11 protein-coding genes are annotated in these 12,508 nt (G+C 45.7%); 3 read left to right on the plus strand and 8 right to left on the minus strand.

Annotation, left to right across the window (positions count from 1 at the left end; all coding sequences use genetic code 11):
- Positions 1-75: 75 nt before the first annotated feature.
- Positions 76-495: a secondary thiamine-phosphate synthase enzyme YjbQ gene (locus tag CWO27_RS21910; RefSeq protein WP_048661605.1), complete on the plus strand. Its 420-nt coding sequence runs from the start codon at positions 76-78 to the stop codon at positions 493-495.
- 117 nt (positions 496-612) lie between these two features.
- Here CWO27_RS21910 and CWO27_RS21915 read toward each other — a convergent pair whose 3' ends face one another.
- Genes CWO27_RS21915 through CWO27_RS21925 form a run of 3 tightly spaced genes read right to left on the minus strand, consistent with a single transcriptional unit; the run spans position 613 to position 4,325 of the window.
- Positions 613-1,818, minus strand: a complete 1,206-nt coding sequence (locus tag CWO27_RS21915; RefSeq protein ID WP_107899500.1) for a BamA/TamA family outer membrane protein — start codon at positions 1,816-1,818, stop codon at positions 613-615.
- 23 nt (positions 1,819-1,841) lie between these two features.
- Positions 1,842-2,927 (minus strand): alanine racemase, encoded by a 1,086-nt coding sequence (alr, locus tag CWO27_RS21920; protein WP_107899496.1) that lies wholly within the window; start codon positions 2,925-2,927, stop codon positions 1,842-1,844.
- Between the two features lie 6 nt (positions 2,928-2,933).
- The gene (locus tag CWO27_RS21925; protein WP_016767560.1) at positions 2,934-4,325 is read right to left on the minus strand and encodes a replicative DNA helicase; all 1,392 of its coding nucleotides are present in this window, start codon (positions 4,323-4,325) and stop codon (positions 2,934-2,936) included.
- 176 nt (positions 4,326-4,501) lie between these two features.
- Between CWO27_RS21925 and CWO27_RS21930 the strand changes: the two genes are divergently transcribed.
- Entirely contained in the window at positions 4,502-5,386 is an 885-nt protein-coding gene (locus CWO27_RS21930; protein ID WP_102433514.1) for a DUF481 domain-containing protein, read from the plus strand.
- Positions 5,387-5,567: 181 nt separating this feature from the next.
- Here CWO27_RS21930 and rplI read toward each other — a convergent pair whose 3' ends face one another.
- The 5 genes from rplI to rnr all read right to left on the minus strand — a co-directional run bounded on the left by rplI (position 5,568) and on the right by rnr (position 10,761).
- A complete protein-coding gene (rplI, locus tag CWO27_RS21935; protein WP_010434182.1) occupies positions 5,568-6,020 on the minus strand; it encodes a 50S ribosomal protein L9 in 453 nt (150 codons plus the stop codon).
- A 38-nt stretch (positions 6,021-6,058) separates the two neighbouring features.
- Entirely contained in the window at positions 6,059-6,286 is a 228-nt protein-coding gene (gene rpsR, locus CWO27_RS21940) for a 30S ribosomal protein S18 (protein WP_000090472.1), read from the minus strand.
- Positions 6,287-6,398: 112 nt separating this feature from the next.
- Positions 6,399-6,788: a 30S ribosomal protein S6 gene (rpsF, locus tag CWO27_RS21945; protein ID WP_004741278.1), complete on the minus strand. Its 390-nt coding sequence runs from the start codon at positions 6,786-6,788 to the stop codon at positions 6,399-6,401.
- Between the two features lie 558 nt (positions 6,789-7,346).
- A complete protein-coding gene (rlmB, locus tag CWO27_RS21955; protein WP_017063180.1) occupies positions 7,347-8,087 on the minus strand; it encodes a 23S rRNA (guanosine(2251)-2'-O)-methyltransferase RlmB in 741 nt (246 codons plus the stop codon).
- Positions 8,088-8,259: 172 nt separating this feature from the next.
- Positions 8,260-10,761, minus strand: coding sequence for a ribonuclease R (rnr, locus tag CWO27_RS21960; RefSeq protein ID WP_107899497.1), 2,502 nt, complete (start codon positions 10,759-10,761; stop codon positions 8,260-8,262).
- 247 nt (positions 10,762-11,008) lie between these two features.
- Here rnr and CWO27_RS21965 point away from each other — a divergent pair, with 247 nt between their 5' ends.
- Entirely contained in the window at positions 11,009-12,418 is a 1,410-nt protein-coding gene (locus tag CWO27_RS21965) for an amidohydrolase (RefSeq protein ID WP_107899498.1), read from the plus strand.
- The last annotated feature ends 90 nt before the right edge of the window (positions 12,419-12,508 follow it).

Genomic DNA, 12,508 nt, shown 5'->3' on the forward strand with positions numbered 1-12,508 from the left:
CGATACCTGATAAATTCAAGTTCAAAAGATAGCGTTAAACCACTTTTTTTCCAAATACATTATAAAGGATGGCGTATGTGGATTCAGAAGACTATACACCTAAATGCACGAAAGCGTGGATTTCATCTCATTACTGATGAAATTGAACAACAGATACACGATATCAATTCTCTATCTGTTGGTTTATTACATCTTTTTATCCAACATACCTCTGCCAGCATCACATTAAATGAAAACGCAGATCCTACCGTCCGTACCGATATGGAGTCGCACTTCAATAAGTTTATCCCAGAGCGAGCGCCCTACTACAGACACACCTATGAAGGTGATGATGACATGCCTGCCCACATTAAAGCATCGACACTTGGCACCAGTGTGACAATACCAATTAGCAATGGTCGTTTAGCTTTAGGAACATGGCAGGGCATTTACTTAGGAGAGCACCGGGATTGTGGTGGAAGCCGAACTGTGATTGCTACGATGCAAGGTGAGTAGACTGCTTGAAAACAAGATCTCCTTAATAAAAACAATATCTTGTTAATAAAAAAGAGTGGTGCGTTTCCACAACCACTCTTATAAAAATAGTATTTGGCCTACTGTAGGCAGAAAGCTTTAGAAGGGCTGATTTATCATGACCCTAAAGGTCCCTTCATCACCACCTCGCGCTAATTCAGCACGAACAACAATGCCTTCCACTTGGAAACGAACTGCGCCACCTAAGCTCCACTTCATGTCTGTATGCAGTGTTTTAATGTCGTACTCATCGGCAACACGCCCTACTTCAGCAAACGCTACCCATTGCCACCAAGGCAAGTCGTAGTAGTTAATCAGTGGGATATCGCCCAAAGGTTGCCAGTCAGGAAGCACTCGATACTCTGCAGAGTAATGCACTGCAGAGCGACCGTGATAACGGCCTCCGGTATAACCTCGTAATCGATACAAGCCACCTAATCGAGCTTGCTCGGTCTCCGGTGGACGAGCACAATCTTGCCCAGAGCAGTTATCCCATGTAGGCGTGTCAGCCGTATAGAAATCGAATGCTAAAACTTGTTGATCGAATAAGTCCCCTAAAGGACCTAAAGCAAAGTACTGACTATTTTGGAAGGTCCACTTGAGCCACAAGTCATCGTTAGACCAGCTTTCTGCTCCGGTGGTGAATTCTAAGTTAGTATGAGAGCCCTTGGTTGGGTTACGTGTGCTATCACGGTTATCCCAATCAAACGCCAAACTAAAGCCCGTCGCCTCTTCAGAATTGTTTAAGCCTTCTAACTCTCGGGAAGTATAAAAAGGTGTAAAGACAATCGAGCTGACACCCGACTCAACCGGTGAAGCAAAGCTTACATCTTTGATAGGTTGAAACGCACCCAACAAACCATGTTCAGCAACATTGCCCCACGGCAACAGGTACTTAAACTCAAACTGATAGTTTTCTTCTAAGCCATCAGCAATGGTTTTGTCATCAATCGATGAATCGTTATCGCCTTGAGAGCCAATGTAATACGGGTTTTTGTTAAAACGAGCTTGGTACATCTGAGTGCTGAACAATATGTTCTCAGACAGTGCAAAATTAAAGGCAGATAGGAAACCGACATAGCTGTCTTTATCTGAATACAACGCCATACCAAACAGAGCTGCTTGAGGTTGCCAAACACCCTTTGCGACACCAGCAACCCCAAAGGTATTACCCATGGTTTCAGTGCTGAAGTAGAAAGGGACAAAGGCTGAGTCTTTTTCTTCACTCAGAGCTGAAGAAGAAAAGCTAACACCGAGTAATGCCATTGCTGACATCACTAGGTGTCGAGTGGTTCGCTTGAACATCATTTACTGTACTGAATCCATAGCTACTTCACATATTCCATCGCTACACGCGAGGTAAGCTTAGTAACCAGCTCGTAAGCGATCGTGCCGATATGTTCTGCGACTTCTTCAGAAGGTAACTCTTTCCCCCAAAGTGTCGCTTCATCACCGACTTTATCTTGAGCATCCGGCCCAAGGTCGACCGTTAACATATCCATAGAAACTCGGCCTGCAATAGGCACTTTTCTGCCATTTACAAACACAGGTGTGCCGTTAGGCGCAGTTCGAGGGTAGCCGTCACCGTAACCAATCGCGATAACCCCCACTTTGGTGTCACGTTCACTGGTCCAGTTCGCGCCATAACCCACACTTTCACCAGCCTTCAAATCACGCACAGCAATCAGGTGCGAGGTAAGGGTCATCACAGGCATAAAGCCAAGCTCTTGTGCTGTTTTATCAATAAACGGTGATACACCGTAAGAGATGATTCCCGGACGCACCCAATCCAGGTGGCTATTAGGCCAAGCAAGTAAACCCGCTGAGTTCGCAAGCGAACGCTCACCCTCACAGCCTTCTGTTAGAGATAAAAATAATTCTGTTTGCTGCTCGGTCGTTGTTTTATCTAACTCATCAGCACAGCCAAAGTGGCTCATATAGCGTAAAGGTTTAGCCACATTTGGGCATTGATGCAGGCGCTCAACGAAATCGTGATATTGCTCAGAACGAACACCTAAACGGTGCATACCACTATCGACTTTTAGCCATACCACAACCGGTGATTCTAGAACTGAATTTTCCAGAGCACTAAGCTGTTCTTCACAATGCACCACCGTTTGAATGTTATTGGTGACCAGAATCGGTAAGTCGCCGGAAGAATAAAAACCCTCAAGCAATAGAATAGGCTGAACAATGCCACCAGCTCGCAGCTGCAATGCTTCCTCAATACGCGCCACACCAAACGCATCTGAGCTTTTAGAGTGCTTAGCAATGTGCAGTAAGCCGTGACCATAGCCATTGGCTTTGACAACAGACATCACTTTACACTGTGGGGCTTTCGATTTTATTTGGCTTAGATTGTGCTCAAGCGCATTTAAATCAATGCTCGCTGTCGCCGCTTTCATGTAAGTCATTAGCGATTACTCATCATCAAATGCAGGACCTGCATAGTTATCAAATCGGGAGTGTTGACCTTGGAACGTAAGACGAACCGAACCGATCGGACCGTTACGCTGCTTACCAAGGATAATCTCAGCGATGCCTTTCAATGAGCTATCTGGGTTATAAACCTCATCACGATAGATGAACATGATCAAATCGGCATCTTGCTCAATCGAACCTGATTCACGCAAGTCCGAGTTTACTGGGCGCTTATCAGCACGTTGCTCTAGGGAACGGTTAAGCTGAGAAAGTGCTACAACCGGAACGTTGAGCTCTTTTGCCAGCGCTTTCAATGAGCGAGAAATCTCGGCGATTTCAAGAGTACGGTTATCAGATAACGAAGGTACACGCATTAATTGAAGGTAATCTATCATGATCATAGAGATACCATCGTGTTCACGAGCAATACGTCGAGCACGAGAACGTACTTCTGTTGGCGTTAGACCCGAGCTGTCATCGATATACATATTCTTCTTATCCATAAGAATACCCATGCTCGACGAGATACGAGCCCAATCTTCATCGTCTAACTGACCAGTACGAATCTTGGTTTGGTCTACGCGAGAAAGTGACGCAAGCATACGCATCATCAGCTGTTCGGCTGGCATCTCTAGCGAGAAGATTAGCACTGGCTTGTCTTGCTTCATCGCCGCATTTTCACACAAGTTCATCGCGAAGGTCGTTTTACCCATCGATGGACGAGCGGCGACAATGATTAAATCAGAACCTTGTAGGCCAGCAGTCTTTTTATTGAGGTCGTTGAAACCGGTATCGACACCTGTCACACCATCTTGTGGCGTTTTGTATAGGATCTCGATACGCTCTAGCGTCTTTTCTAGAATACTATCAACGTTTTGCGGACCTTCGTTTTCACTTGCACGGCCTTCGGCTATCGCGAAGACTTTACTTTCAGCAAGATCAACCAGCTCTTCCGATGTACGACCTTGTGGGTCATAACCAGAATCCGCAATCTCATTCGCCACCCCGATCAGGCTACGAACGAGTGCACGTTGCGCCACGATATCCGCATACGCATTGATGTTTGCCGCACTTGGGGTGTTTTTCGCTAAGTCAGCTAGGTAAGCAAAGCCACCCACTTCTTCAAGTTGCTCACGCAGCTCTAAATGTTCAGAGAGTGTAATAAGATCCAGAGGAGAGCTCTCTTCAAGGATATCTTTTACCGCTTCAAAGATCAGACGGTGAGGACGGCTATAAAAGTCTTTGGCCACAACCTTTTCGGCAACCGTATCCCAGCGCTCGTTATCCAATAACAAACCGCCAATAACAGATTGCTCAGCTTCTAATGAATGTGGCGGGACCTTGATGGCGTCCACCTGATCGTTGGCTGATTTCTGACTTTTGGTATCCACTATGACTACACTCAATAACTAATAATGATCGTTCATTATACCCAAGAACATCCGTTTGTAATCCGATCCTATGAGTTTGTTTTATTCTTCAGGAAGAATTTACCTATTGCTGACGGAATTAACCAAGGGTAGCATTACGATCCTGCCATTCACTCACTGTATAACTAGAGGTATGCGTGTCCAAATTATTGGCTCTGAGCACTGGTCTTCTAAGCACTGGTCTCCTGAGCGCTCCGTTGGCCTTAGCTGATGATGCTAAAGCCTCTGTTGATGCAATCCTCGACTCTATAGTAGTTCCAGAACCTACTGCTGAGCCGATCGTCGTTGCACCAGCACCTGAAGAAAAAGATATGGATATCGCACCGAGTGATACAAGTGATACAGAGCTGCCGAGCCCGCTAAAAACGGAAGTCGAATTTGGATATCAGTCGCATACTGGTAATTCTGATTCACGATCGCTTAACGCACGCCTTAACGGTGAGTACACGGCTGGCCGTCATAGAACCAGTGGTGAATGGAAATACTACAACCTCTACAAAGATGGCGAAGAAGATAAAAGGCAATCGACTTACTCGGCTCAAAGTGACTACAAGTTAAGCCCTAAAACCTACCTTTACGGCAGTTTCAAAGGTGTCGATTCACGATACAGCGCCTACTTTAAGGACTACACTGTTTCGAGCGGTCTGGGTTACCAGTTTTCAAATACAGAAGAGTTTGTATTGGAAGTCGAAGTCGGTCCGGGTTTTCGTTACCAAGAGCCGAATCTCGATGAGCTAGACGATGATGACATCATCTTCCCAGAGATTGTTGAAGAAGCGATTTTTCGTGGCAACGTGAATACGTCTTGGCAGGTATTGAAGAATTTACAGCTCAAGGCCGACGTGACGCTTGTCTCTGGTCACAGTAACCTAAAATTTGATACTGAGTTAGAAGCTATCAACGATATTACTGACAATATCGCGCTGAAGATCGCTCACTCTCGCCAGTACCACGATAAAGTGCCTGAAGGGTTAAGCAAAGAAGACTCTGTTCTATCTATAAACCTGCTATTCCAATTCTAATCTTAAGATCACTTCTAACCTTGAGAACGACCAGTTCAGCAATAACAGCTTATGGACCACTGTAAGCTTTTTACTTACCACAACCCTTCCTTGTACTTTCCTATATTCCAGACATAAAAAAACACCAGCCGAAGCTGGTGTTTAAAACTTTCAAAAGAAAGAATTCGTCTTGGTACTGAAATTACTCAGCTGCAACGATAGCGATTTTCGCAGTAGCAAAAACTTCAGAGTGAAGTTGGATGCTTACTTCGAATTCGCCGATGTTACGTAGAGCGCCTTCAGGTAGGCGTACTTCGCTCTTAGCTACTGCAACACCTGCCGCTGTAATAGCGTCAGCGATGTCACGAGTACCGATAGAACCGAATAGTTTACCTTCGTCACCAGCTTTAGAAGCGATTGTAACGCCTTCTAGAGTGTTAACGCTCTCTGCACGAGCTTCAGCAGCAGCTAGTTGCTCAGCAACTTTAGCTTCTAGTTCAGCACGACGAGTTTCGAACATAGCAACGTTGTCTTTAGTTGCCATAACTGCTTTACCCTGTGGGATAAGGAAGTTACGAGCGTAACCAGATTTAACGTTTACTTGGTCGCCAAGGCCACCTAGGTTACCGATCTTATCAAGTAGAATAACTTGCATTATCTTAGTCCTCTTAAACTATTATTAACTATTACCGATTACTGATGCTTGTCAGTGTACGGTAGTAGAGCTAGGTAACGAGAACGCTTGATAGCGCGAGCTAGTTGACGCTGGTACTTAGCGCTTGTACCAGTGATACGGCTAGGTACGATTTTACCAGCTTCAGTGATGTAGTTTTTAAGAGTTGCTACGTCTTTGTAGTCAATCTCTTGTACGCCTTCTGCAGTGAAACGGCAGAATTTACGACGACGGAAGAAACGAGCCATGGGCTATCTCCTGATCTTAAATTTAGTAAAGCGGTCTTTCACAATTATCGAAATAACTATCAATGACCTAAAACAAGTTGAGAATTTTTTAAGGCGTTAAGCCAAAAAAGAATTACTCAGCAGCTGCTTCTGGTTTAGCTTCTGTACGCTCTTCGCGACGAGGAGCACGCTCTGCACGCTCTTCTTTTTGCTTAAGCATAATAGATTGCTCAGTCACAGCGCCTTTAGTGCGCATGATCATGTTACGTAGAACTGCATCGTTGAAACGGAAAGCAGTTTCTAGCTCGTCAATCACTTCTTGACCAGCTTCAACGTTCATAAGAACGTAGTGAGCTTTGTGAAGCTTGTTGATTGGGTAAGCCATTTGACGACGACCCCAGTCTTCTAGACGGTGGATAGTACCGCCAGCTTCAGTGATAGAACCAGTGTAACGCTCGATCATGCCAGCAACTTGCTCGCTTTGATCAGGGTGAACCATGAATACGATTTCGTAATGACGCATTTGGTTGCTCCTTACGGATTATTAGCTTCCACGAGTGGCCCGGTCGTCCAGAGGAAGCAAGGAACTAAAGATAAATGACCGAGTTTTAAGGACGGCAAATATTATAGAAAGAACCCTGTATTGGCAAGTGATATTTGGCGAATAATGAAACAGTTTTTCTTTCGCCATTTAGGGGCTGTTAATCTTTCGAGCTGGCTTTTGCAGCTCTTTGTGGGAAATTTATACAAGACAGAGGCTTTGACGTGTAGCTAGCCTACATAAAAAGCCGATAACGCAGTAGAAATGAACCACAAAGGCTGCCCGAAGGGTTCGGCTAAAATCGTTTTATGCTTTGTTGAAGAATATTTGCTTAGAATGACTAGGCTACATACTCTTCGCCGCGCCTAAAACGATTTTATCTCGAACAAAATTCAACCACGAAAGAGCAACAACCCCTTGCCATCTGACAAACCAACCCGTTCTTTCGTAGCAGCCTAAAAACAAACGCCCACCAGCAAGTGGTAGGCGTTAATAAATTCATAGACTTAAAGTCGTTTTTCCTTTTGACTCAGCTTAACGCTATTGAGCTAAGCGCTGACGTACCGCTTCAAACAAACAAATACCAGAAGCTACCGAAACGTTCAGACTTGATACGCTACCTGCCATTGGGATCTTAATCAGATCATCACAGGTTTCACGAGTTAGACGACGCATACCGTCACCTTCTGCACCCATCACAACCGCAAGTGGGCCTGTTAGTTTCGCTTGGTAGATATCATGCGTTGCTTCACCTGCCGTGCCCACAAACCATACGCCCTGCTCTTGCAGTGCACGCATTGTGCGAGCTAGGTTGGTTACACGCACGAGAGGAACTGTTTCAGCCGCACCACACGCTACCTTGCTTACCGTTGCTGTTAACGGTGAAGAGCGATCTTTCGGTACGATAACCGCAGCGACACCTGCGGCATCCGCGTTACGTAGACAAGCGCCTAGGTTGTGAGGATCTGTTACGCCGTCTAGAACCAACAGCAAAGGCTGTTCATGCTGCGCTAGAATATCGTCTAGGTGAGTTTCATTAAGCTGCTTAGCAGGCTTCACCTTAGCAATAAGGCCTTGGTGATTCGCACCTTGTGCTTTTTCATCCAGCGGCTTACGACCCATCTGTTGAATCGACACACCAAACTGTTGCAGTTGGTTCAGTAATGGAAGAAGACGCTCGTCTTGGCGACCTTTCAGTACATACGCTTCGATAAAACGTGCAGGATCTTTTTCTAGTACGGCTTTCACCGCGTGAATACCGTAAATAAATTCGTTACTCATTGTCTCAACTTACTCTTATTGCTCAGAGAAGAATGACATCAAACCCGACGCATTCATCTCTGTATTGTTTATTTCGAGAGTATGCGTCTTGCGCCTGATACTCTCGCATTAAAGTCATTTCGTATTAAATCAGTTAGGCGCTAAACCTGATTAGCCTAGTGCCTTATTGACATTAAGATTTATCAGCCTTTGGCTTACGGCTTGCTGCGCGCTTTTTCTTAGCACGAGCTTTAGCAGCACCGGTTTTATTCGCTGGCTTTTTCTTCTTAGCAGGGCCTTCGCTGCTTCCGTCAGGTCGCTTAGTTGGCTCAACCATAGGCTTCGCTGATACACCCGGCTTATTGCTCTTCACTGCTGAACGCTTCTTGCTTTTCGCCTTTTTCATCGCTTCAGCAGCACGCTTCTTGGCTGTTTTGCCTTTACCACGCGGCTGACGATCGGTGTCTTCTAAGTCAAAGTCGATTTGGCGAGTTTCTAAGTTAACCGCAGAAACTTTCACTTTAACCGAATCACCCAAGCGGTAGATATTACCAGAGCTTTCACCCACGAGACGCTGACCAACAGCATCAAATTGGTAGTAATCGTTCGCTAGCGCTGAGATATGTACCAAGCCATCGATGTGCAGTTCAGTTAGACGAACAAAGAAGCCGAAGCCAGTCACGTTGGCAATTACACCATCCATCACTTCACCGACATGGTCTTGCATGTATTCACACTTCAACCAGTCGTTTACTTCACGCGTTGCGTCATCAGCACGACGCTCAGTCATTGAACACTGCTCGCCGTAGAAGTCCATATCATCGAAAGTGTAGTGGTAACCACCGGTTGGCGTCCAACGTTCGCTGTTACGACCGCCTTCTTTCGCAATAAGGTACTTAATCGCACGGTGCAATAGCAAGTCAGGGTAACGACGAATCGGCGAGGTAAAGTGAGCATAGCGTTTAAGGGCTAAGCCAAAGTGACCCGCGTTATCCGCGTTGTAGACCGCTTGCTTCATTGAACGAAGTAGCATGGTTTGGATTAATTCACGGTCTTCACGTTCGTTAATCTGTTGCATCAATTGTGCATAGTCTACAGGTGATGGCGACAGACCACCTTCCAGTGTTAAACCTAATTCACTTAAGAAGCTCTTGAAGCCCATTAGGCGCTCTTCGCCCGGAGTTTCGTGAACACGGTACAGAGCAGGCTCTTTCGCTTTCTCTACGTAAGATGCCGATGCGATGTTCGCCAGAATCATACACTCTTCGATGATCTTGTGTGCATCGTTACGGATTACCGGTTCAATGCGGTCGATCTTACGATCCGCATTGAAGATAAATTTGGTTTCTACCGTTTCAAACTCAATCGCACCACGCTCATCACGCGTTTTCTTCAGAACTTTGTACATCTTGTGCAGTTCTTCTAGATGCGGTACTTCTGGCTCGTAACGCTCACGAAGTTCTTCATTGCCATCTAAGATCGCGCCTACTTTATTGTAAGTAAGACGAGCATGAGAGTTCATGACTGCTTCATAGTGCTTGTAACCCGACAGCTTACCTTTGTCTGAGATAGTCATCTCACACACCATACATAAACGGTCTACTTGTGGGTTCAATGAACATAAGCCATTTGAAAGTACTTCTGGCAGCATTGGTACAACTTGTGACGGGAAGTATACCGAGTTACCACGGTTAATCGCTTCTTTGTCTAGCGCGGTATCTGGGCGAACGTAGTAACTTACGTCAGCAATCGCTACCCATAGACGCCAGCCGCCGCCTTTCTTCGCTTCACAGTAAACCGCATCATCGAAGTCACGCGCATCTTCACCATCAATGGTAACCAATGGCAGTTTACGCAGGTCTACACGTCCTTCATTTGCTTCTTCAGGAACATGCTCACCGAGGTTTTCGATTTGCTTATCTACCGCTTCAGGCCACTCTTGTGGGATCTGATGAGTACGGATCGCAATCTGCGTTTCCATACCCGGCGCCATATTTTCACCAAGAACTTCGGTTACTTTACCCATCATGTTACGAGAACGACCACCGCGATCCGTAATCTCAATCACAACCACATTACCCATTCGAGCACCGCCTTTATGCTCAGTTGGGATCTGGATGTCGTGACTAATACGCGAATCATCAGCAACAACGTAAGAATGGCCGTATTCTAGGAAGAAGCGACCAACAAGTGGCGTTTTACGCTCTTCAAGCACACGAACCAAGCGACCTTCACGACGGCCACGCTTACTGTTATCAGTAGGCTGAACCAATACGTAATCACCATGCATGATGGTTTTCATCTGGTGATGTGGCAGCACGATATCATTGTCTTTACCCACACTGCCATCTGGGCGAACCCAACCATGACCGTCTTTATGACCAATCACATAGCCTTTGATCAGTTCCATCTTCTCAGGCAATGCGTAGCACTGACGACGAGTAAAGATAAGCTGTCCATCACGCTCCATTGCACGTAAACGACGACGCAGCCCTTCATATTGTTCCTCTCCAGCAAGACCCAAAGCTTCGAATAGATCGTTGCGGTTCATCGGAATATTCGCGTCTGTTAGAAACGAAATAATGAACTCTCGGCTTGGTACTGGGTTATCGTAATTTTTCGACTCTCGGTCGGCAAAAGGATCAACAGTGGTTGTCGCTGTCGTGTTTTCTGACGTTGGTGTGTTTTTTGACATAGGCGGGCCTGCTTAAGCAAGGAAGGTATATACCCCTAGTATATCTGATGCTAGGGGTAAGCTACAGATATGCTTTGGAAAACACTCAAATAACCTCAGATTGATACGTATTTTCACTTTGTGAAACATCGCTTCATAGACGTGGACTATCATCAAAATTTCAAGCAAACGATAAAACAAACGTTTGCGCCATGAATGAAATACACTATTATCCACGCACTTTACCAACTCCTGTTCTGAGTATGATATGAAACTAAAACGCACTTTATTGGCTTCAGCAATGGCAAGCCTCGCTCTATTTCCATTTGCGAGTTCGGCAATGGAAAAAGCTGACCTGATGATTACCGATGCCATGGTTCTGACCATGAACCAAGACAAAACGGTTTATGAAAGCGGTACTGTTGTCGTCAAAGACAACAAAATCATTGCGGTGGGTGATGCTTCACTAGAGAAGCAGTACCAAGCTAAGCAAGTGTTAGACGTTGATGGCGATATCGTTATGCCGGGTCTTATCAATACTCATACTCATGTATCAATGACGGTTTTCCGTTCGTTGGCCGATGATGTGCCAGATCGCCTGCACCGCTACATCTTCCCACTAGAGAAAAAGCTAGTATCGCGAGACATGGTACGTATTGGGGCGAACCTAGGTAACGTTGAAATGGTAAAAGGCGGTGTGACCACTTACGCCGACATGTACTACTTCGAAGATGAAGTCGCAAAAACCGTCGATAAGATTGGTATGCGTGCCATCCTAGGTGAAACGGTGATTAAGTTCCCTGTAGCCGATGCGGCTAACGCCGCAGAAGGTATTAAGTACGCGTTGAACTTCATTGAAGAATATAAAGATCACCCACGCATCACACCAGCGTTTGCACCGCATGCTCCTTACACCAACACCACAGAGATCCTGCAGAAAATATCTAAGCTCTCTCTAGAGTTAGATGTTCCAGTAATGATTCACCTTGCAGAGTCACACCGTGAAGAAGAGAAAATTGCAGAACGCTCAGGTGGCTTATCTCCAGTTCAATACATGGACAGCATTGGCGCACTCAACAAAAACTTGGTGGGTGCACACATGATCCTAGTAGACGATCATGATATCGAACTGGTGAAGAAATCGGATATGGGCGTAGCTCACAACATGAGTGCTAACATCAAGTCAGCAAAAGGCGTATCACCTGCGCTTAAGATGTATGACGAGAACGTGCGTATCGGTTTAGGTACCGATGGCCCAATGTCTGGTAACACACTGAGCACGATTGATGAGTTCAACCAAGTCGCTAAGGTTCACAAGCTAGTTAATAAAGATCGTGCTGCGATGCCGCCGATCAAAGTGATCGACATGGCGACCATGGGCGCAGCAAAAGCGCTACACATGGAAGATAAGATTGGCTCTCTTGAAGCAGGCAAACTCGCCGACATCATAGTGATCGATACCAAGGCACCAAACATGGTTCCAGTGTACAACCCATACTCAGCATTAGTTTACTCTGCTAACTCGGGTAACGTTCGCCACACCATCGTTGATGGCAAGATCATCATGCAAGACCGCGACATGCTAACGGTAGACGAAGACAAGATTCGTCAAGAAGCACTCGATTTCACCAAGGTTGTTCGTGAAACGGTCATTGAGTCTGGTGAGGTTGTTCAATAAGCTCGCTATCGAATAGCATGACCATCTAAACGTAAAAAGCCCCGCACTAATTCAATTAGGCGGGGCTTTTTAAATCTTATTTCCTGTAAC

The sequence above is a fragment of the Vibrio sp. 10N.286.51.C3 genome (assembly GCF_003050065.1).
GTDB lineage: Bacteria > Pseudomonadota > Gammaproteobacteria > Enterobacterales > Vibrionaceae > Vibrio > Vibrio crassostreae.

Bases quoted from the DNA above. Each gene is read 5' to 3' on its own strand.
- CWO27_RS21910 (WP_048661605.1), top strand. From the start codon at position 76: ATGTGGATTCAGAAGACTATACACCTAAATGCACGAAAGCGTGGATTT.
- CWO27_RS21915 (WP_107899500.1), bottom strand. From the start codon at position 1,818: ATGTTCAAGCGAACCACTCGACACCTAGTGATGTCAGCAATGGCATTA.
- alr (WP_107899496.1), bottom strand. From the start codon at position 2,927: ATGACTTACATGAAAGCGGCGACAGCGAGCATTGATTTAAATGCGCTT.
- rplI (WP_010434182.1), bottom strand. From the start codon at position 6,020: ATGCAAGTTATTCTACTTGATAAGATCGGTAACCTAGGTGGCCTTGGC.
- rpsR (WP_000090472.1), bottom strand. From the start codon at position 6,286: ATGGCTCGTTTCTTCCGTCGTCGTAAATTCTGCCGTTTCACTGCAGAA.
- rpsF (WP_004741278.1), bottom strand. From the start codon at position 6,788: ATGCGTCATTACGAAATCGTATTCATGGTTCACCCTGATCAAAGCGAG.
- rlmB (WP_017063180.1), bottom strand. From the start codon at position 8,087: ATGAGTAACGAATTTATTTACGGTATTCACGCGGTGAAAGCCGTACTA.
- rnr (WP_107899497.1), bottom strand. From the start codon at position 10,761: ATGTCAAAAAACACACCAACGTCAGAAAACACGACAGCGACAACCACT.
- CWO27_RS21965 (WP_107899498.1), top strand. From the start codon at position 11,009: ATGAAACTAAAACGCACTTTATTGGCTTCAGCAATGGCAAGCCTCGCT.